At 71.2% G+C, this 18,727-nt stretch carries 22 protein-coding genes; 8 read left to right on the forward strand and 14 right to left on the reverse strand.

The genetic code is table 11. From position 1 onward, the window contains the following. Window positions 1-8 precede the first annotated feature (8 nt). From QSK00_RS23085 to QSK00_RS23115, 7 genes are all read right to left on the reverse strand, one after another. Window positions 9-1,238 carry a tyrosine-type recombinase/integrase gene (locus QSK00_RS23085; RefSeq protein ID WP_285594524.1) on the reverse strand — a complete coding sequence of 410 codons (1,230 nt, stop codon included), beginning with the start codon at window positions 1,236-1,238 and terminating at the stop codon, window positions 9-11. Between the two features lie 6 nt (window positions 1,239-1,244). After that, entirely contained in the window at window positions 1,245-1,433 is a 189-nt protein-coding gene (locus QSK00_RS23090; RefSeq protein WP_169186893.1) for a helix-turn-helix domain-containing protein, read from the reverse strand. Further along, window positions 1,430-3,115, reverse strand: a complete 1,686-nt coding sequence (locus QSK00_RS23095) for a replication initiator (RefSeq protein ID WP_285594526.1) — start codon at window positions 3,113-3,115, stop codon at window positions 1,430-1,432. The genes QSK00_RS23090 and QSK00_RS23095 overlap by 4 nt, the downstream gene beginning before the upstream one ends. Further along, on the reverse strand, window positions 3,112-4,662 hold the full coding sequence (locus QSK00_RS23100) for an FtsK/SpoIIIE domain-containing protein (protein WP_285594528.1): 1,551 nt from the start codon (window positions 4,660-4,662) through the stop codon (window positions 3,112-3,114). Before QSK00_RS23100 ends, QSK00_RS23095 begins: the two co-directional genes overlap by 4 nt. A 172-nt stretch (window positions 4,663-4,834) precedes the next feature. After that, window positions 4,835-5,245, reverse strand: a complete 411-nt coding sequence (locus QSK00_RS23105) for a WhiB family transcriptional regulator (RefSeq protein WP_352231165.1) — start codon at window positions 5,243-5,245, stop codon at window positions 4,835-4,837. Continuing rightward, on the reverse strand, window positions 5,242-5,517 hold the full coding sequence (locus QSK00_RS23110; RefSeq protein WP_285594529.1) for a hypothetical protein: 276 nt from the start codon (window positions 5,515-5,517) through the stop codon (window positions 5,242-5,244). The genes QSK00_RS23105 and QSK00_RS23110 overlap by 4 nt, the downstream gene beginning before the upstream one ends. Continuing rightward, entirely contained in the window at window positions 5,517-5,987 is a 471-nt protein-coding gene (locus QSK00_RS23115) for a plasmid replication, integration and excision activator (protein WP_285594531.1), read from the reverse strand. Before QSK00_RS23115 ends, QSK00_RS23110 begins: the two co-directional genes overlap by 1 nt. Before the next feature lie 191 nt (window positions 5,988-6,178). Between QSK00_RS23115 and QSK00_RS23120 the strand changes: the two genes are divergently transcribed. From QSK00_RS23120 to QSK00_RS23130, 3 genes are all read left to right on the forward strand, one after another. Then, on the forward strand, window positions 6,179-7,291 hold the full coding sequence (locus tag QSK00_RS23120; RefSeq protein WP_285594533.1) for an NsdA family TPR-like regulatory protein: 1,113 nt from the start codon (window positions 6,179-6,181) through the stop codon (window positions 7,289-7,291). 449 nt (window positions 7,292-7,740) lie between these two features. Beyond that, window positions 7,741-8,364, forward strand: coding sequence for a hypothetical protein (locus QSK00_RS23125; RefSeq protein WP_285594535.1), 624 nt, complete (start codon window positions 7,741-7,743; stop codon window positions 8,362-8,364). After that, window positions 8,361-9,008, forward strand: coding sequence for a hypothetical protein (locus QSK00_RS23130; RefSeq protein ID WP_285594536.1), 648 nt, complete (start codon window positions 8,361-8,363; stop codon window positions 9,006-9,008). Before QSK00_RS23125 ends, QSK00_RS23130 begins: the two co-directional genes overlap by 4 nt. Window positions 9,009-9,405: 397 nt before the next feature. Here QSK00_RS23130 and QSK00_RS23135 read toward each other — a convergent pair whose 3' ends face one another. Beyond that, on the reverse strand, window positions 9,406-9,969 hold the full coding sequence (locus QSK00_RS23135; RefSeq protein WP_285594538.1) for an NUDIX hydrolase: 564 nt from the start codon (window positions 9,967-9,969) through the stop codon (window positions 9,406-9,408). 298 nt (window positions 9,970-10,267) lie between these two features. On the opposite strand from QSK00_RS23135, the gene QSK00_RS23140 reads away from it, so the two are divergent. Continuing rightward, on the forward strand, window positions 10,268-10,594 hold the full coding sequence (locus tag QSK00_RS23140; protein WP_285594539.1) for a hypothetical protein: 327 nt from the start codon (window positions 10,268-10,270) through the stop codon (window positions 10,592-10,594). Between the two features lie 145 nt (window positions 10,595-10,739). Here the strand turns inward: QSK00_RS23140 and QSK00_RS23145 are convergent, their stop codons facing one another. The 4 genes from QSK00_RS23145 to QSK00_RS23155 all read right to left on the reverse strand — a co-directional run bounded on the left by QSK00_RS23145 (window position 10,740) and on the right by QSK00_RS23155 (window position 13,770). Beyond that, window positions 10,740-11,636, reverse strand: coding sequence for an ImmA/IrrE family metallo-endopeptidase (locus QSK00_RS23145; RefSeq protein ID WP_352231167.1), 897 nt, complete (start codon window positions 11,634-11,636; stop codon window positions 10,740-10,742). 359 nt (window positions 11,637-11,995) lie between these two features. Further along, window positions 11,996-12,286, reverse strand: a complete 291-nt coding sequence (locus QSK00_RS30440) for a colicin E3/pyocin S6 family cytotoxin (RefSeq protein WP_352231166.1) — start codon at window positions 12,284-12,286, stop codon at window positions 11,996-11,998. Between the two features lie 360 nt (window positions 12,287-12,646). Further along, entirely contained in the window at window positions 12,647-13,153 is a 507-nt protein-coding gene (locus tag QSK00_RS23150; protein ID WP_285594541.1) for an HPP family protein, read from the reverse strand. Further along, complete coding sequence (locus QSK00_RS23155; RefSeq protein WP_285594542.1) at window positions 13,150-13,770, reverse strand: maleylpyruvate isomerase family mycothiol-dependent enzyme; 621 nt, start codon at window positions 13,768-13,770, stop codon at window positions 13,150-13,152. The genes QSK00_RS23150 and QSK00_RS23155 overlap by 4 nt, the downstream gene beginning before the upstream one ends. A 96-nt stretch (window positions 13,771-13,866) precedes the next feature. On the opposite strand from QSK00_RS23155, the gene QSK00_RS23160 reads away from it, so the two are divergent. Then, on the forward strand, window positions 13,867-15,084 hold the full coding sequence (locus tag QSK00_RS23160) for an acyl-CoA dehydrogenase family protein (RefSeq protein WP_285594543.1): 1,218 nt from the start codon (window positions 13,867-13,869) through the stop codon (window positions 15,082-15,084). Window positions 15,085-15,090: 6 nt separating this feature from the next. Here QSK00_RS23160 and QSK00_RS23165 read toward each other — a convergent pair whose 3' ends face one another. After that, complete coding sequence (locus QSK00_RS23165; protein WP_285594544.1) at window positions 15,091-15,795, reverse strand: DUF1707 SHOCT-like domain-containing protein; 705 nt, start codon at window positions 15,793-15,795, stop codon at window positions 15,091-15,093. A 248-nt stretch (window positions 15,796-16,043) separates the two neighbouring features. Between QSK00_RS23165 and QSK00_RS23170 the strand changes: the two genes are divergently transcribed. Beyond that, window positions 16,044-16,391: a hypothetical protein gene (locus tag QSK00_RS23170; protein WP_285594545.1), complete on the forward strand. Its 348-nt coding sequence runs from the start codon at window positions 16,044-16,046 to the stop codon at window positions 16,389-16,391. Here QSK00_RS23170 and QSK00_RS23175 read toward each other — a convergent pair. Beyond that, window positions 16,381-17,691 (reverse strand): cytochrome P450, encoded by a 1,311-nt coding sequence (locus QSK00_RS23175; protein ID WP_285594546.1) that lies wholly within the window; start codon window positions 17,689-17,691, stop codon window positions 16,381-16,383. The genes QSK00_RS23170 and QSK00_RS23175 overlap by 11 nt on opposite strands. Window positions 17,692-17,765: 74 nt before the next feature. Here QSK00_RS23175 and QSK00_RS23180 point away from each other — a divergent pair, with 74 nt between their 5' ends. Beyond that, the gene (locus tag QSK00_RS23180) at window positions 17,766-18,149 is read left to right on the forward strand and encodes an SRPBCC family protein (protein WP_285594547.1); all 384 of its coding nucleotides are present in this window, start codon (window positions 17,766-17,768) and stop codon (window positions 18,147-18,149) included. A 35-nt stretch (window positions 18,150-18,184) separates the two neighbouring features. Next, entirely contained in the window at window positions 18,185-18,700 is a 516-nt protein-coding gene (locus QSK00_RS23185) for a metallophosphoesterase family protein (RefSeq protein ID WP_285594598.1), read from the forward strand. Window positions 18,701-18,727: the final 27 nt, after the last annotated feature.

Below are 18,727 nucleotides of genomic sequence, written 5' to 3' on the forward strand. Positions count from 1 at the left end.
GCTCATGATCAGGCCGTCCTCAGGCCGTCGGAGGTATCAACGCCCGCCCTGAGCACGGCGTCCACGGCCTGGCGGGCGCGAGCGTGGCTCGACGGCACGAGGTGGGTGTAGGTCCGGAGCGTGAAGCCGGGGTCGGTGTGGCCGAGGTACTCGGCGACCTCCTTGATGGAGACGCCGCCGGCCAGGAGCGTCGAGGCGTAGAAGTGCCGCAGGGCGTGCATGCCGTCGGTCCGCGGTTCGTAGGCGAGCCCGGCGGTCCGGAACGCCCCACGCCACTTCACCTTGTTGAAGTGATCGCCCGAGTGGGGCGCGCCCCGCTCGTTGGACAGCAGCAGCTCGACCTCGACGGTGCGCCCTCCCGGCTCCAGCCACGGCAGCCGGACGCGCACCGAGGGGAACGACCGACGATGCGCGGCCACGGCGCCGCGGACCTCGTCGGGCAGTGGGACGGTCCGGGACTTGCCGCCCTTGGGTGGGGCGAAGACCAGCTGCCCGCGGATGATCCGCAGTTGCCGAACGACGTGGACCACCGCTTCTGTGGTGTCGAGGTCATCAGGTGACAGTCCGAGTACCTCGCCCTGACGCAGGCCGAGCCCGGCCCCGACGTCGACCGCGAGACGCCACCGCTCGGCCAGCCCTTCCCGCACGGCGCGGACTCGTTCCACCGACCACGGCACGACGCGACGGCTGGATCTCCGGGGCTTCTTGATGCTCCGTGCCTGACAAGGATTGTCACGAATGAGCTTGTCCTCGACGGCGGCGTTCATGATCGAGGAGAGCGTGTCGAAGAGCACCGCCCGATACGTCCCGTCGAGCCGTTGCTCCTCCAGCCTCGCGAGCCAGTCGCGCACGCGGGCCGGCCCGATCGCATCGACCGGTCGCCGGTCGAAGAACGGGTAGAGCTGGCTTCGCAGTCGGCTCTCGATCGACTGGCGGGAGGACGCGTCGCTGGACTGGCCCTTGACCCAGCTCTCGGCGTACTCGCGGAACGGCATCTTGCCGGCGTTGGGGTCGAGGTAGGTCCCCGCGCGGACACCGGACTCCATCTCCCCGAGGAAGTCCTCCGCGGCCTTCTTGCGTCGATCGGGGAACGACTTGGACCGCTCGCGGCCCTCGGGGTCGACGTAGCGCACCTTGTAGCGAAGCCCGGTGCCGTGCAGGTCGGTGCGCTCCCGCCGTGTCTCGCCGGTGAACTCGTCCCGCACGGTGCGGAACCAGCGGTCTTGTACGTGGCCCATGGGTGATCACGCCGCTTCCGGCTGCGTCGCCCATGCCCGGACCTGATCAGGCGCGTACCGGAGGTGACGACCGATCTTCCGGACGGGAGGACCCTCGCCGCGCCACTTCCACTGGTAGAGCGTCTTGACCGGGATGCCGAGGTACGCCGAGACGTCGTCGACCGACCAGAGACCCTCCGTCGGTGTGGTCGTCATGCCGCCGCCCCCTGCTCGTGAGTTGCCGAGCTGACGTCGTCCTTGGCCTGGTCGTATTGCTGGCGCCATCGGCGGCGTTGGGCGATGGAGCGCAGTAGCAGCTCCAGGCGGTCGGGTTGGTCGGGGTCACGGGGCCCGATGAGCTGCCAGGTGTAGCGCTCAGGGTCCGCGTCGTCGGTGTCGTGTTCGGGCTTGGCGCCGACGGCACCGAGGACGCGCAGGACGTGAGTACGTCGTTCGCCGCGGTGTTCGGTGAGGGTCTTGCCGGACCAGCGGCGAGAGACCAGGCAGCGGCGGCCGCCGTAGCCCAGGTGTTCGGCCTTGTGGGCCTTGGCCTTGCACATGCCCGGGGCGAGCCCAGCCGTGGCACCCTTCGGCGTGATCCCGTAGAGCAGCCAGTTCGCGCAGCTCTCGGAACACGGCTCGTGCCGGAGGGCCTCGACAAGCCGGTCCATGTGCAGCTGAGCGGCAGGGGTGTCAGGGGTGTGGCACTCGGCGACGCCCTTGGTCAGGTACTTCGTCAGGTACCCGAGGGCCCGGTCGGCTTCGCCGGTCTCGCCGAGGACGCCTTGGATGTCGACCTGCGGGCCGAACCCGAGCACATGGGCGGGGACGGCGTCGTCGCCGCTGGTGTGCGCGTCGAGGGCCTGCTCCCAGATCGGGAGCCGGGCACCGGTGTCGGGGTCGACGTAGCAGGGGACGTCGCGGGTCTCGTCCCAGACCGGCGGGTTCTCCACCGTGTAGATCGGCTGGTCGGCGGGGGGCCACCAGACCTGGTGGTAGGTGGCGGCGGCGACCTCGCGGATCAACTTGCGGGGCAGAGTGCCGCGAATGGCGGCGTGGAGATGTGGTGCTCCGCGGCGTTGGGGTTCGACTGCGGCGAAGTACTGCACGTTCCACCCGGCGGCGCGGCGCAGGTTCTGCCAGAACCGGTCGACCAGTTTGCCGAAGTGCAGCGCGTCCCGGGCCGCGCGGCGGTAGTCGTACCGATCGGGGTCGCGCGGAGCGCCGTCAGAGCGGACCGGCCCGTAGGAGGGCAGCGTGAGGGTGACGAAGGTGGACGGCCGGTAGGTCCGCCCGTTCGGAGCCTCGAACACCCTCCCGGTGGTCTGGGCCCGGACCTTGTGCCGCGGGAGGTCGGGGGCGTCCTGACGCCGCCGGGTGCTGCGGGTCCGCCGCTTCGCCGCCTCCTCACCGTCTTCGCCCGATGTGCGTGGGGCGGTGAGGGTGCCGCGGATGCCTTCGGCGCGGAGCAGGGCGTCGGCTTGGTCGATGGCGTGCTCGAGGTCGTGGGCGCGGTCGGTGTCGCCCGCCTCGAGCGCGGCGGCGTGCTCGTCCTCGAGGTCGGCGCGTTGGCCGAGCAGGGCGCGTTGCCGCATGGTGGGTTCGGCGGTGGTGATGGTGGGTTCTTCGGTGAGGTGCCAGCCTTCGCGGGCTTGGTGCATCCGCAACCGCCGGGCCCGACCCGCGCAGGGCCCGCACACCGCCGCCCGGGTGGCTCCGCACGGGATCGGGACCACGGTGGCCTGCCCGGTGGTGGTGTCGATGCGCCGGACCGCGAGGGGCCGGGTGCAGGCGCCGACTTCTTCGGCGTGCGCGACGGCGAGTTCCCGGGCGAGTGGGGCGGCGATCTTCCCGACCGGCACCGGCCCTGGCTCCGGGACCGTCTCGGGGGCGGTCATCGGCGGGCCTTGCTGCGCGGCCGAGGCGCTGGGGCGTCCTGCGGTTGGTCGGCTGGCTGGTCGTCGAGGATTTCGCCGTCGATGACGTCGGGCACGAGTCGTGAGGGGGTGGGGTAGGTCTCCGCGAGCCAGGCGAGTTGGTCGTCGTCGACGAATCCGGCCCGGACCTTGGTGACGGTCGGGGCGCCGTCCTCGATGACGTAGCCGATCCCCGGCGCGGTCAGCGGGATGCGATCCGCGGTGGCGCCGCGGTCGCGGGCCCCGTCGCCGAGGACCATCCCGACTTCGGTCTTCTCGGACAGCCTGAGGGCGATGCGGGTGGTGAACAGGTTCCGCAGTTCCAGGACCTCCTTGCGGGGGTCCTGTACGCACCCGACAACAGAGACACCGGGGGCGCGCCCCTTGGTCAGCAGTCGGCCCAGGGCAAGTTTGGCGCGGTCGCGGAGCTGCCGGTCCCCGAGGTAGGCGGTCAGCGAGGCGATCTCGTCGACCACCACGAGGTAGAACGGCTCAGCGATCGTCGGGACATGCTGTCGGGCGACGCCGCGGAGTTCCTTGGCGCGGGCTTGGACGAGGTCGGCGGCCAGTTCGAGGGCCTCGACCATCTCGGCGTCCGTTTCGCAGGCGAGGTGCCAGAACAGGCCGGGGTAGAGCCCGAACTCCATGCCGCCCTTGGGGTCGATCCCGATCACCCGCACCGACCCCGCGGCGATGGCCGGGGCGAGCTGGGTGAACAAGGCGGCCACCACGGTCGACTTCCCCGCCCCCGTCGCACCCGCGATGAGCAGGTGGCGGCCGAGCAGTTGCAGCAGCCACGGGCCGCCGTCTTCGCGTTGTCCGAGCTCCAGGGCGGTGAGGTCGACGTCGTCGGGGGTGCGGGGTGGGGCGACGCCGTCGAGCAGGGTGTCGGCGGCGATCACCCGCAGCAGACACCATCCCCGCCGCGTTGGGTGAGGCAGGACGCGGACCTCCAGGGCGCGGAACTCCGAGCGCAGCGCATCAGTGCGTTCGGCGATGTCGTCGGCGGTCACGCCGGGGCAGAGCTGGACGTGCAGGACGTCGGCGTAGCGGCCGAGCTGGACCCACCACAGCCGCGGGACGCGGACGGTGTGGTGGGCGTCGCGGGCGGCGAGCCCACAGGAGGCGAGCAGGTCCGACCAGGTGAAGCGGTAGCGGATGCGGCGGGCGAACCGGTCAGCGCGGGACTCGACGTACCGGTCGAACGAGTCCGGCCACATCCACCGCCAACCGGCCCCGCCCGCCACGAGGACCGCGGCCAGCGCGAAGCCGGCCATCCGGCTCTCGACGTTCCACAGCGCCAGCACGACGGCGACGGCGGCGCCGACGAGGGGGACGTAGGCCAAGAACCACACGGCCATCGCCGCTGCCCACACCGTCAGGGCGACCAGGCGGGCGGTAGCAACCAGAGCGGAGCGCCGCAGGCGGGCTCCGAGGGTGGTGGACCGTTCGATGCGGGTGGGTTGGACGTCGGCGCGGCGCCGGACGGTGGTGCCGCGCAGCGCGGAGGTATCGAAGAGCGGGGGCATCAGGAGGCCTTCCGGGAACGCCTACGCGACGACGGCCGGCGTAGGGCGGTGAGGGGGAAGAGGGGCTGTTGGTCGAGGTGGCCGGCACACCGGCGGCGGTCTCGGCGGGGCCGGTCATCTGTGAGGCGGGCGCGACAGACCTCACAGCGCGCAGCGACCTGCTCCGCGGCGCTCACGCCACCGCCCCCGACGACTCGGCCACTTCGGCGAGGGCGTCGTGGCGGCGGGCGTGCTCGCGCAACTGGACATACAGCCGGCCCCGCTCGGTGGCCGAGAGGCCGCCGAACACGCCGTAACGCGCCGAGGCGGACTCGCGGGTCATCGCCTCCGCCAGGCACGCCGCCCGCACCGGACACCCGGCGCAGACCTGCTTGGCCTGCTCGACCTGAGCAGCGCCGAGAGGTCCGGTCTCGGTGGGCGGGAAGAACAAGGTCTCGTCCATCCCCGAGCAGGCGGCGTCGGCGTGCCAGTCGGGGACTGAGCCGCCGTCGAAGACCAGCTCGCGGACCAGGGCCCGCAGCCGCTCCCGAGTCATCCGCCGCACCGCGCGGGCCGGGCGGGTCGTCGGATCGGTGGTGCTCATGCCACACCCCCGGAGGTGAGGCCCGGGACGCGGGAGGCGACCGTGGCGGCGGGAGCCGTCCAGCGCTCGCAAGCGGTCACGAACACCTGCAGGGCCGCGAGCAGGGAGCGGGCGGCCTCCAGCTCCTCGTCGCCGACCTCGTCGAGGCGCCGCGGGGTCAGGGTGAGCACCGTGCGGGCGTTCTCGACGACATCGAGGATCGGGGTCTGGTCCGGCGGGGTGATCACCTCGGCCCGACCGATCGGGGTCAGGCGCACCGACAGCCCGCGCATCAGGCCACCGCCTCAGCCGACTTGCCCGTCGAGGAGGCGTGGCGGCGGCTCTGGCTGGGGGCGTGCATCCCGGTCGCGCGCAGCCCGAACGCCACCCGACCCCGGCAGCGGTGCGGCCGCCCGTCCTGGGGACCGGTGCAGGACTTGGTGTCGATGTAGGGCGTCAGCTCCAGGCCCTCGAACTCCACCGGCCGGAACGGCAGCCCGGGCAGCGCTTCCGGTGGGACGGGCTGAACCTCGGCCGCGATCTTCACCGTCACCGACCGCTCGGTCTTGCGGGCCTCGGGGTCCGGGTCGTGGACCCCGACCTCCCACAGCGGCAGCCCCGTCACGGTGTCGGTCTGCTGCACGAACTTGTCCTTGCTCGACCGGTCGAAGTCGCGGACCGCGTCCGCGCCATCGGTGGTCAGGAATGCGCCGTGCGGGAACACGTCTTCCATCGAGACCCGCAGACGTCGCTTGATCGCCATTTCTGTGTTCCTCCAGTTCGCCGCGGAGTCGTTCTCCGCGGTGAGGCCAGGAAACGGCGATCACCCCGCCTGGCGGGAGCTGCCAGGGGTTGACACGGGGATAACAAGTGCGTTGTTACCCCTGGCGTGAGCAGGGGAAATGCGGCACCCTCGATCACAGGTTCGAAGATCTTGGCTGGGGGGTGCGGCAGGTGACGGCACTACGCGACGCCCGCGCCGCGCTCGGCTGGTCGCAGCCCCGGGCGGTCCAGGAACTGATCCGCCAGGCGAAGACTCGCGGGCTCACGCTCACCAACGCGGCGTCGTTGAAGACCCAGCTCTCACGCTGGGAGAACGGGCACCACGAGCCCGACGTCATGTACCGGGAGCTGTTGCGCGCTGCCTACGGCCGCACCGACGCCGAACTCGGCCTCCCGCCGATCGTCTCCGCGTGGAGCGCTCAGGCGGAGGCGCTGCGGACCGCGGTGAGCATGTCCCACTCGGTCGGGCCGGCCTCGGCGGCGACGTTCGCCGAGCAGGTCCAGACGACGCGCGTGCTCGACCGGCAGCTCGGGGCGCCCGGGGCGCTCGACCGGTTGAAGTCGATCACCGAGGCGATCGAGTCGCTGCTGACCCACGCCGTCCTGCCTGGCGCTCGGGCTCCTTTGGCCGGAGTGCTCGCCGACGCCGGAGCACTCGGTGGGTGGCAGGCCCTCGACACCGGCGACATCACCCGCGCCTGGTCGCTCTACGAGATCGCCAAGCACGCCGCCCGCGAGGCCGACGACCCGGCCGCGCTGGCCCACGCCATGGGCGAGCAGGCCTACGCGCTGCTCGACATCGGCGAGCCAGCGGACGGGCTCGCCCTGGTCGACGCCGCCCGCGCCGAGGCCGGGACCCGGGTCCCACCGGTGCTGCATGCGTGGTTGGCCGCAGTCGGCGCCGAGATGTCCGCAGGCACCGGGGATGAGCTCGGCGCCCGCCGGCTGCTCGACCTCGCCGACGGCACCCTTCCCGCAGACCCCGCCGAGGCCGCTGTCCTGCCCTACATCGCGCTCGGTCCCGGGCACCTGGCTCGATGGCGGGGGAACATCCTCGCCCGCCTCGGCGACACTGACGCCACCCGCGACCTCGTCAACGCCCTCGACCAGATGGACCCGACCTTCACCCGCGCCGGGGCCAGCCTGCGCTGCGACCTCGCCGCGGCGATGCTCGCCCAGCACGACCGCACCGAGGCCCGACGTCACGCCGCCGAAGGTCGCGCTCTGGCCCGTCAGGCCGGATCAGTACGTCAGCGACGTCGTCTGGACGCGCTGGCCGCCTGACCCGGCGGTCGGCTCGAGCAAGCTTCCCAGTCCGAGCCCGGCGGGCCCCGCGCCCTCACCCCGGAAGAGAACCGAGAGCTGATCGACAATCCGTCGCCTCGACTACGCCCGCGGCGCCTCGACCCGCCACGCCAGCTACACCCTGGCCGGCCACCTCAGCTGAACACCTCGAATCGAATCGAGATCAACTCTCGCCGCCACCCAAGAAGCAGGACCGGCAGGCGCCGTCGGACGTGCCCGGACGAATTCGGCAGATGGAGCAGCAGAGCCGCAACGGCGGCCATTTGTCTCTTCGGCGGCGCCGCTCAACGCGCCATGTAATTCGTTTCCTGCAGCTGATCGCACCGAGCGCGTATCACGGAGTTCGTCCCCCGTACTTCCTAACTCTGGATGAACGGTCGCTCCCCACGAAGGACCACTGCATGACAACTACGACGAGGACGAACGCCGTGGCTCGCGCCTTCTTGCGCTGGCTTGACGAGCACGAGGCCCGCCACCCAAACCCGCACGACTATCTGGACGTCGAGCCGCTTGTCGACAACCTCCCCGTGACCGAGCAGGAGCTAGAGCGAGCCGTTCTTCGCGTCGAGTCCTACGGCCTCATCAAGGGACTCAAGGCGATGGGGTCGCGAATACCGCTGCGTGTGCACCTGCTTGATCCCGGTCGCGAGTGCATTGATGACTACGACGCCGACCCAGCGAGATTCCGCCAGGCCCAGGGGGGCCCGGGAGACCAGCACGTGACGATTCATCAGGGCGACTACGGCCAAGCGGCCGCGTTCGCCGGCCGCGATGTCGTGCAGACGATGAACGTCACCGAGGATCCTGATCGGCTCCGTGACGTCGCACGCGCGAGCCGCGAGGTCCTCCCGTTGGTGCCGGAGCAGTACAGGACTGACATCGAGCGCGCCGTGGAGGACGCCGAAGACGCTGTCGGCTCGCCTCGACCACGGCTGACGGTGAAGCAGGCCGCCGCTGCGCTCGCTGCGGCCCTCGCGGCGTCTGCCTCACTGCTCGTGGTCCTACGGTTCATCATCGACGCCCTTTCGGGCGGGCTTGGTGGTCACCAGTGACCAGGACCAACGCTGTCGTGCAGCATTTGCTGCGCTGGGGATACAACAACGAAGGCGCCCGACACGGTTTGGCCAGCTACCTGGCCACCGAACCAGTCGTCGAAGGCGAGCCGGTCAGTCCGGAGGACTACGGACATGCCGTGAAGCGTGCCGCCAGGCTCCGGCTAATCGAGGTCATCCCGATGGAGGAGTCGTCAGTGCCGGTGCCTACCGGCTTGACCGACCTCGGTCGCCAGTGTGTTGAGGAGTACGAGGGCGATCCCTCCGCGTGGGAGGCGGCCGGGCGGCCGACGAGTGGCACCACGATCAACCACACGACGATCACTATGGGCGACTATGGACAGGCGGCCGCCTTCACCAGCGGCGACGTGCAGCAGTCGCTCACGCAGATCACTACGGACCCTGAGCGTCTCCGTGACGTAGGCCGCATGGCTACGGAAATTCTTCCGCTGCTACCCGAGCACATGCATCAGGAGGTGCGGGAAGCGTCACAAGACATCACCCGTGCCGCTGACGACCCCACCGACACGAACCGGCTACGCGCGGCGGGCGCTCGTCTGTCGGTTGCCCTCGGGCCCGGCGCAGCCATGCTCACCATCGTGCGGTTCATCATCGACCTGCTCTCTGGAGGGCTTGGCGGCTGACATACCTCCCGTCGGCGGGGAACCGGCGCGACTGCCGACCGCACCGGCCTTCGAGCAGCCGGGAGAGTGCAGTACAGGCGACGGGCTCGATGGGGCTGTATTCCTCGCGGCGTCTCCTGGGTGGTCTGGCGCATGCGGTCGGCGGCCTTGGCCTGGGCAGCAGCGAGGGGCGGGGACGAAGTCGTCGGACCATAACCCGGAGTACCAAACATGTGTTTTATAGACGCGAACCTTGATCCGGGGCAGCGTGGTCGGCCATGAAGACGTGGCGAACCTGGCTGCTCCTGCGCCATCGCGGACTATCCCTCGTCGATGTGTTGCGCGGCTGGTCCTGACTTCGGCGAACCTCGTATCGATGGCACCCCAGCAAGCGATGATCGCGGCGTGACCTTCCTGGCTACTGGGCGGCGCGGTCAGCGAGCAGGTGCAGCAGCGCCACGAGCGAACCGGAGCCGGCGACCTCGCCAGCATTGACCAGGTCCATGACCTTGGCCATCGGGACCCACTCGATGACCGCAGCCTCCTCAGCGTCCTGCGGTTCGCCGACGTTCTCGGCGCCTTCCAGCGCGTACAGCTCATGCGGAGTGTCAACCATCCCCGGCATCGGCTGGAACGACACCAGGTGCCGGGCCTTGCCGGTCGGGCGCCACCCGGTCTCCTCCTCGACTTCACGGACCGCCGCGGCGGCGCCGTCCTCGCCAGCGTCGACGATCCCGCCGGGCAGCTCCCAGCCCCACTGATCCACCGCGAACCGGTGGCGCCACATCATCAAGACCTCGTCTGCCTCGTTGATCACTGCGGCGATCGCGACCCGCCCGAGCCGGACGACGTGGTATTCGAACCGGTGCCCGTCCGGGGGCTCGATGTCCATCAGCGTGAGCCGGACCCACTGGTTGTCATAGATCGTGCGCTCGCCGAAGACCTTGGTCCTCAGCTCCTCGGGAGTCCGCTCGTCCTGCACAGCCCCGACCGTATCGGGCTGTATCCGGGCGTATCAGGGCCGAGCGAGCCGAGTGCAGCTCAAGGCCGCGCGGCCGGAGGCCACGAAGGACCCGCCTGCGGCGAGCGGTCTGTCGGCCCCGGGAGCGTCACACGGGCGCCCTCACGTTCAAGGGTGCTGCGCATCGCTGCGCGACGGACTCCGTCCGCCCTTGATCGCGAGCCTCCGCGCCCATGCTCAGGCGCTCCAAGCGTGGCGGGGGCAGCACCCCGCCACCTCGACCCGGGGCCGACAGCCCTGGCTTCGCTTGGAGGCCCCCATGACCGTGCTCCGCGATCTCCTCGCCACATGGGAGAACTGGTCCGCCAACGACGTCATGAGCCGCGCCCTCGCGCATGCGCCCACGGAGGCGCCGACCCCGAGCCCCCTGGACGCGCTGCGCGACAGCACCGAGCTCGTAGCGCTCCTGACCGGGTGGCAGTGGCAGGCGATCTACGCCGCGCGCCGTGACGGCGCCAGCTGGGCCGAGATCACGGCCGTCCTCAAGGTCAGCACCGAGCAGACCCGCAACGATTACGTCGAGGTCCTCAACCGCCAGGAGCGCATCCTCGGCCGGAACGTCAGCGCCTACCGCGAGGTTCTGTAAGCGCATTGCCGAATTGACCTCTCTTCAGTCAAGGCGGCGCCTCCGGCGCCGTGCGCGGGCCGCTTGGCCCTCGGCCCTGGCCTCCCGCTCCGCTCCGGCGGGCCGGGGCCGCGGCCCGAGCTACGACAGCCTCGTCACTCGCACCTCACTGCTGGCGATTCATCTCGTGCATGCGCTTGCCCAGATAGTCGCGGAACTCCGAGTCCCGCAGGAAATCGGCCCATTCCGGGTCGGACGAGAGATGATAGACCACTATCCCGTACATCTGCGCTGCGTCTAAGTTTCCCCGGTTCCTCAGCTTGCCGCCTATACTCGCGGCAAGCGAGGTCTTTCTGTCCCGGCCGTCCGAAAGACTTCGGCCTAGTCGCTCCAACACTCCCTCGAGGATCGACTTCGCCGCGCGACCATCGTGAGGGCTGACCGGATTCTCGTCCTTGGTGTAGCGGTACCAGCGAACGTCGCGCCCGCGGAACTCGCTATAGCCATGGTGTTCGCTGCCGCGAACTAGATTTTCGTGCGAGGTGATGAGATTGGGCGCGTAAAGGTTCGTACCGACCGATTCGACAACGACGTCAGGAGTATTGGCCTGCTCTATAACGTACAGAAATCCCGCCGGAAGGATTCTGCGAAGTGCAAGTATGCTGGCGTGCGCGCTGATTTCACATCGATCCAAGAGTTCGAGCCACTCGTCGGGCTCGCGAGCCTGGCCCACGAGACTTTCTAGGTATCTTTGAGGGACCAGGACTCGGGAGGCGAACTCGTTGGCCTGCACTTCGTACTTCCTCGTACCAACTCGACCTACGTGACACGTCGCATTCTCCACATGCCACGGGATCATCACATGGCCAAACTCGTGAGCCGCCGAGAAAGGCCATCTATTGCGGGGTTGGTTCTTGCGAAGGAAGACCTTCGGTCGTGGACGGCTGGAGAGTCCGTGAACTACTCCGTCGCAATCGAATGACCAACTGGCGTTTTCGACGTCGGCCTTCTCTGTCAGCAGTGCGAGTACGTCCACTGGGGGGTGCAGATCATTCCGACTCACAATCAGGTCGGCGATAGCCTCATGAGGGTTCGTCAAGCCGGCCAGTTTCCTGAAGCCATCTTACTAGGTTCTTCGCATCTTCGTCTTTCTTAGTGCGAGCAGCCACCAAGGCTAGGTCGGCATCATTATTAACATCTTGAAATGATCGACCCTGTTCCCGGCCCGCAACTATCGAGCGTAGAAGGCTTGGACGTTCGGCCCAAGCGGCGTATTCGAGCGTCGACAATCCAAGATATTCGCGGAGCGCGACCTCGTAGCCATTCGGCTGCCCATCTGCCTCGTGCCAATCTTCTACCCAGTCGTCCACGTCGTCGAGGAGGGCTGCCCCAGCCAGGCAGGCCTCCATGAAGGTGCGCCTGCTAGACATTGATCTTCCTCCCTGCTATGGCCTCCCCAATCATGACACCGTGAACGGCGTCCAGGACAGCGACATGCCGACCTCGGAGGTTGAAGGCCTCGACGTGTCCATGGAGGTCGTCCCAGGTGTAGAGGCGCTTCTCCGTCGTGGAGCGCCAGACCTGTCGGCCCCCTCGGTAGCCGAGGTACTCGACGGACTGCCCCTTGAGGAAGCTGTTCGGCGGTATCGACCGCCGACCGACCGCGGGCCACTGGCCTCCTCCAGCAGTGGAGTCCGCTCGCCCTGGTGACACAACGTGACAGGATACCGACGCTCATCAGCGCCGCCGTCAGGCCGTCAGGAGGCCGTCGGAGGTCGGGTAAGGCCGAGCGGACCTGAGAAGTGTCGAGCACCTCCAGCGCTGGTCGTTGGCCTACCGACGTCCAGCGCCGCAGGTCGCTTGGTAGCGCTGCAAGATCTACGACATCTTCGAGGGCACCGAGCAGATCCAGCAGCTGGTCATCGCCCGGTCCATCAGCGGGCGGCACATCGCCTGATGCAGGCTCCCTGCCCGCACGAGGGGGGCGGGCAGGGTCTCCCCGCGAACGCTCCCCCGACACCGGCCCCGGTCGCACCCGCGACCGGGGCCGTCGTCGTGCCGGGTCGCCGGTCCTCAGCGAGCGCGGGCGGGTTCCGGCCGCAGCCGCCGTGCGAGCACGGGCGCGAGGCCGAGGACGAGCGCCAGCCCCACGACCAGGCCGAGCAGCGGCGTCCCCGGCGCCGCGATGCCCGAGCTGACGAGCAGGGCAGTGGCGCCGGCGGGAGCGTGGTGGGCGTCGGCGACGGTCAGCACCACCAGCGTCAGCGCGATCGCGCAGCCCTGCGCCGCGATCTGCGGCCACGACTCGTGGTGGGTCGCGACGACCGACGGCGCGTGCCACAGGCCGAACACGGCGAGTGCGAGCAGGCCCGTGACGAGGGCGGAGGAGTGTCCGATGATCGCGTTGCGCGCCCGGGCGGTGACGTCCGACGGGTGGGCCACGAGCAGGTAGGCGGTGGGGCCGAGCGTCGCGGTCAGCCACACCCCGGTGCCGGTGAGCAGGCCCGCGGCGCCGACCGCGGCGAGCAGGAGACCGACGAGCAGGCCGACCCGCAGGCCGGAGAGCAGTCGCGTCCTCACCCCCGCCAGCGTTCCACGCCGGGCCCGTCGAGGAGCGCCAGAGCCGGCGCCCGCCCGCAGGTCCCCGCCGCGAGGGCGAGCGCGGGCCCGGACACGACGTCACCGGAGCCGTGCGCGAAGTCGACGTCGTCGGCCACGAGCCGGACCCCGTCGAGCCGGCCCCGGGGCAGGAAGACGCCCACGGCCTTCGTCGTGGTGAGGAACCGCAGCGACGGCAGCACGTGCGCGGGGTCGACGTGGTCGACGTTCGGGGCGTCCTCCAGCGCCCAGCGCACGTCGACGGTGTGCACGAGGACGTCGGTCAGCGGGGCCGCGAGCGGCAGCCCGGGCGGCCGGAAGGTCGAGCCGGCGTGCGTCTCGAGCAGGTCGAGCAGCTCGTCCACCGGCCGGGCCGCGAGGTGGCGCGCCCAGGCGTCCATGGCGCCGGCCGGCCCGCGGTGGCGCAGGATCGACAGCGCCATGCGCGGGAGCGACACCGCGAAGGGCGTGACCAGGTGGGCGAGCACCTCCCGGGTCGTCCACCCCGCGCACAGGCTGGGCCGCTCCCAGCTCCCGTCGTCGAGGGCCCGGAACCCTCGGACCGTCGCGAGACGCTCGGTGCGCAGGATGTCGTCCACGTCCCGGACCCTATGGTCCTGCGGAAGGACCGGGGTTTCCTCCGGGTGACGTCGGGCACAGACGGGAGGAGGACCTGTCGTCGGGAAGGACGCGTCATGGCGATCGACACCGGAGCCGACCCGTCGGGGGCACCGCACCAGCTCACCGAGGCCCTGGGCACCGACTACTTCTCGGTGCGCCACCGCTTCAACCCGCAGCAGTGGGACACGTTCATGGCGGTGCGCAAGTTCGTGGACCACGAGGTCCTGCCCGTGGCGGCCGAGGCGTGGGACGCGGCGCAGATGTCGTGGGAGGTCATCAACCGGCTGCCGGAGCTCGGGGTCGTCGGTGACGACATCGAGGGCAACGGCTGTCCGGGGCTCGACCCGCTGTCCTGCGGCCTGGTGGCAATGGAGCTGGCGCGCGGCGACGGCAGCCTCGCGACGTTCCACGCCGTGCAGTCGGGCCTCGCGATGAAGGCCATCGACATGCTCGGCTCGGACGAGCAGCGCGCGCGGTTCCTGCCCGGGATGGCCCGCCTGGACATCGTCGGGGCGTTCGGGCTGACCGAGCCCGACCACGGGTCCGACTCGGTGTCGCTGGAGACGACGGCCCGCCGGGACGGCGACGAGTGGGTCCTCGACGGTCGCAAGCGCTGGATCGGCAACGGCTCGGTGGCCCACCGCACGGTGGTCTGGGCGCGGAACACCGAGTCCGGCGACGTCCACGGTTTCGTCGTCGACACCACGACGCCGGGCTACGCGGCCAGCGTGATCCCGCGCAAGGGCTCGATGCGCTCGGTGTGGCAGGCCGACATCCATCTCGACGGCGTCCGCGTCCCCGAGTCCGACCGGCTCCCCGGGGCCCGGACCTTCAAGGACACCGGGCGGGTCCTCGCCACCACGCGCGGCACCTGCGCGTGGATCGCCCTCGGTCACGCGACCGCCGGGTACGACGCCGCCCTGCGCTACGCCCTGGAGCGCACGCAGTTCGGGAAGCCGCTCGCCTCGCTGCAGATCGTCCAGCAGCGGCTGGTGAAGATGCTCGCCGAGCTGACCGGCATGCAGCTCTACTGCATGCAGATCGCGCAGCTGGCCGAGGAGGGCGACCTGTCGCCGACCATCGCGGGCCTGGCGAAGATGAACAACACCTCGAAGGCCCGGTGGATCCTCTCCGAGGCGCGCGACCTGCTCGGCGGCAACGGCATCCTGCTCGACAACCACGTCATGCGGCACATGGCCGACATCGAGTCGGTGCACACCTTCGAGGGCACCGAGACGATCCAGACGTTGATCGTCGGGCGCGAGATCACGGGGCTGGGCGCCTTCACCTAGGGGCGCTCACCGCCACCACCGCGGGCCCTTCACCTCCACCGACCCGAGGGCGACGCGGCCGGTGACCACCACGTGCGGGCGCCCGACGGCGGAGCCGCCGCGCCGCTTGTCCTCGACGCTGCCGGCGGTCGCGCTGACGCCGTCGAGGGAGGCGCTCGCCGTCTCGGGCAGCCGCAGTTCGACCGAGCCCAGGGTCATGTCGACGTCGATCTCGACGACGTCGTGGTCGATGACGGCCTCGGTGAGGTCGAGCTCGGCCGACCCGAGCCAGCCGTCGATCTCCAGACGCCGGGGGACCGCCCACGCGCCGCGACGCTTCACCGACCCGAGCGTGGCGTGCAGCGCGACGGTGCCGCTGGTGTCCCCGGCGGACCACGCGTCGCGCGGGGCCTGACGCCGCTCGCGTGACTCGGCCTCGGTGCGCGCGCGGGCGCGGTCGGGGTGGTCGAGCGGCAGGTCGACGACCAGGGAGTTCAGGTCGCGCCGGGTCCGGGCGGCGATTGCGAGCCCGGAGCGTCGGTCGAACTCCAGGGTGTCGAGCAGGCCGCGGCCGACCGCGTCGTGCAGCAGGCCGACGACGTGCTCGCGGTCGTCGTGGTCCACCGGGAGGTCCGCCGGGGACGGGGGCAGGTCGCCGCTCGCGGGCGGCGCCGGCGGGGCGACCGTCTCGTCGACCGGGGTGGCGGGGCCGTCGGTGCTCTGCTCGCTCATGGCGACCACTGTCCCGCCGTGCGCGGGCGAGCACCTCGGGGTCGGACCCTGAAGCCGGATCGGGGTGTCTGCGACCGTCTCGGGGATTCCCGAGACGGTCGGATACGGGCTCGGTCACTCGAACCGGTGACGGTTGTGGGCAACCGACTAACGCTGCCGCGAAGGCCCGCGATGACCCCGGCATAACCCGTTCGGCCCAGCGATGGTGCGGGCACCCGCCGGGTTCCCCCCTCGTCGAGGAGACCGTCGTGACCGTTCCCGCCCGCGGACCCCGTCGTGGCGCAGCCCGGGTGCCGCACCCGGCCGTGCCCGTCCCCCGCCGCCCTCCGGAGGAGGTCGCCCCGGTCGACCCGGAGGAGATGACCCCGCGCGACCGGGCCATCCTCATGGCCGTGGCCGCCGGCCGGTGCACGATGAGCCCCGACCGGTCGGAGGGCCTGCTCGTCGACGGACGGCCGTGCACCGACCAGTTCGCGGGTCACCGCCTCATCCGGGCCGGGCTCGCGCGCCTCATCGCCCAGCCGCCGGGTCGCCCGTACACCGTCTCGCTCTCCCCGGACGGCCTCGCGCTGCTGGGTCTGCCGATCACACTGTGAGCGAGCGGCGCCCGGTCACCACCGGGAGGTGCTCGTACCCGCGCAGGATGCGGGTGGGGCGCCGCACCGGCTCCCCGGCCGCCGCGAGCCCGGGGTAGCGCTCGAACAGGGCGCGCAGCGCCACCTCGCCCTCCATGCGGGCCAGGGCGGCGCCGAGGCAGTAGTGCACGCCGTTGGAGAAGGCGACGTGGTCGCGGGCGTTCGACCGGCCGACGTCGAACGCGTCGGGATCGGCGAACACGTCCGGGTCGCGGTTCGCGGCGGCGAGCACGGTCACCACCAGCGAGCCGGCGGGCACCTCCTGCCCCGCCACCACGGTGTCCCGCTTCGCCGAGCGCGCGGTCCGCGAGACCGGCGACTCCACCCGCAGCACCTCGTCGACCGCGTTCGCCCAGAGCGACGGGTCCGCGGCGAGGCGGTCCCGCTGGTCGGGGTGGTCGAGGAGCAGCCGGGTGCCGTTGCCGATGAGGTTGACCGTCGTCTCGAACCCGGCCGCGAGCACCAGCAGCGCCGTCGCGACCAGTTCGCGCTCGGTCAGGTGCGACCCGTCGTCGTCGGCGGTGGTGACGAGGCTGGAGAGCAGGTCGTCGCCCGGCCGGGCGCGCAGCCGCCGCAGGTGTCCGGTCATCCAGTCGTGCAGGGCGGCCACGTTGGTCTGCACGCTCGCCCACCGCTCCCGCGGCAGACCGAGGTCCAGCGACGCGGCGGCGCCGTCGCCCCAGGCCAGGAACTGCTCGCGCATCGAGGTCGGCACCCCGAGCATCTCGGAGATGACCGTGACCGGGAGCAGGCTCGCGTAGCGCGCGACGAGGTCGACCGGCCCCGACCCGTCGTCGAGCGTGTCGAGCAGTTCCTCCGCGATCTCCTCGGTCCGTCCGCGCAGCGCCGCGACGCGCTTGGCCGTGAACGCGCGGGTGACCAGCCGCCGGTAGCGGGCGTGGTCCGGGGCGTCCACCGCGAGCATCGAGGGCGGGTCGATCGGCCCCGGGTGCGCGGGCGGACCGGCGACCCGCAGGGCGAGCCGCACCGGGGCCGGCATCGAGCCGTCGCGGTCCGCCACGCCGAAGTCCTCGCTGCGCAGCACCTCGGTGCACACGCCGTGGTGCACCGTCACCCGCGAGAACGCCCCGGGTGCGAAGGGTCGGTGGCGGCGGAGGCTCTCGTAGTGGGCGAACGGGTCGCCCTGGAGCTCGGGGTCGAGCAGCAGCGCGGCGTCGTCGTTGCCGCGGCGGGCCTGACGGCGGATCGCGGCCCGCATCAGGCCGTGCGTGGCGGCCCACCGGACCGTGTCCCGGATCATGGGAGGACGGTACGCGATGGTACCGACGCGTGTCGCGAGGAGTCGCGTTCCCGACGGCGGGTACACCCGCTCCCGTGCGCACCACCGTCGCCGCCCGAGGCACCCTGTCCGCCGACGAGGCGTGGGAGCGCTACGCGGACCTCGACGCCTGGCCGCGCTGGGCCCCCCAGATCACCGGGGTGACCGCGCCCGCGCGCCGGCTCGTGCCGGGCCTGGAGGGCGTGGTCCGGGCGGCCGGGGTGGTGCACGTGCCGTTCACGGTGCTCGCCGTGGACGAGGCGGCGCGGACCTGGACGTGGCGGGTCGCGGTCGGCCCGGTCCGGCTCGTCCTGCAGCACGGGGTCGAGGCCGACGGCACCGGCTCGCGGACCTGGCTCGTCACCGACGGCCCTGCGCTCGTCGTCGCGCCGTACACGCCGGTCGCGTTCGTGGCGCTGCACTCGCTGGTGCGGCCGTGACGGGAGACGCAGCGCGGCGGAGCTCGACCCGGGGCGTGGAGCTGGTCCTGGTCTCCGACACCCATGCGCGGTGGATCCCCGACGAGGTCTGGACGGCGGTCGACGCGGCGGACCTCGTCGTCCACGCGGGCGACTGGACCGACGTCGCCACCCACGACGCCTTCGTCGCCCGGTCCCGCCGGCTGCTCGCGTGCTGGGGCAACAACGACGGGGAGGAGCTGCGGGCCCGGATGCCCGAGGTCGCGCGCGCGACGGTCGGGGGCCTCCGGCTCGCCGTGCTGCACGAGACCGGGGACGCGAAGGGCCGCGAGCGCCGCTGCGACGCCTGGTTCGGTCCGGAGGCCGACGACCCCGCGGACGTGGTGGTGTTCGGCCACAGCCACATCCCCTGGGACTCCGCGACACCCGGCGGACTGCGCCTGCTCAACCCGGGTTCACCCACCGATCGCCGGCGTCAGCCGTTCTGTACCTTCATGACGGGTTCGGTGCGCGACGGAGCGCTCACGATCACCCGGCACGACCTGCCACCCCGGCCCGGACGGCGGTCCTGACGATCACGCATCGTCACACCGGATGTC

The organism is Actinomycetospora sp. NBRC 106378 (assembly GCF_030269685.1).
In the GTDB taxonomy this organism is placed as follows: Bacteria; Actinomycetota; Actinomycetes; order Mycobacteriales; family Pseudonocardiaceae; genus Actinomycetospora.

Coding starts and splice junctions, on each gene's coding strand:
- QSK00_RS23090 (WP_169186893.1), bottom strand. CDS start 1,433: ATGACGACCACACCGACGGAGGGTCTCTGGTCGGTCGACGACGTCTCG.
- QSK00_RS23100 (WP_285594528.1), bottom strand. CDS start 4,662: ATGCCCCCGCTCTTCGATACCTCCGCGCTGCGCGGCACCACCGTCCGG.
- QSK00_RS23115 (WP_285594531.1), bottom strand. CDS start 5,987: ATGGCGATCAAGCGACGTCTGCGGGTCTCGATGGAAGACGTGTTCCCG.
- QSK00_RS23085 (WP_285594524.1), bottom strand. CDS start 1,238: ATGGGCCACGTACAAGACCGCTGGTTCCGCACCGTGCGGGACGAGTTC.
- QSK00_RS23175 (WP_285594546.1), bottom strand. CDS start 17,691: ATGATCCGGGACACGGTCCGGTGGGCCGCCACGCACGGCCTGATGCGG.
- QSK00_RS23160 (WP_285594543.1), top strand. CDS start 13,867: ATGGCGATCGACACCGGAGCCGACCCGTCGGGGGCACCGCACCAGCTC.
- QSK00_RS23140 (WP_285594539.1), top strand. CDS start 10,268: ATGACCGTGCTCCGCGATCTCCTCGCCACATGGGAGAACTGGTCCGCC.
- QSK00_RS23110 (WP_285594529.1), bottom strand. CDS start 5,517: ATGCGCGGGCTGTCGGTGCGCCTGACCCCGATCGGTCGGGCCGAGGTG.
- QSK00_RS23165 (WP_285594544.1), bottom strand. CDS start 15,795: ATGAGCGAGCAGAGCACCGACGGCCCCGCCACCCCGGTCGACGAGACG.
- QSK00_RS23095 (WP_285594526.1), bottom strand. CDS start 3,115: ATGACCGCCCCCGAGACGGTCCCGGAGCCAGGGCCGGTGCCGGTCGGG.
- QSK00_RS23105 (WP_352231165.1), bottom strand. CDS start 5,245: ATGAGCACCACCGATCCGACGACCCGCCCGGCCCGCGCGGTGCGGCGG.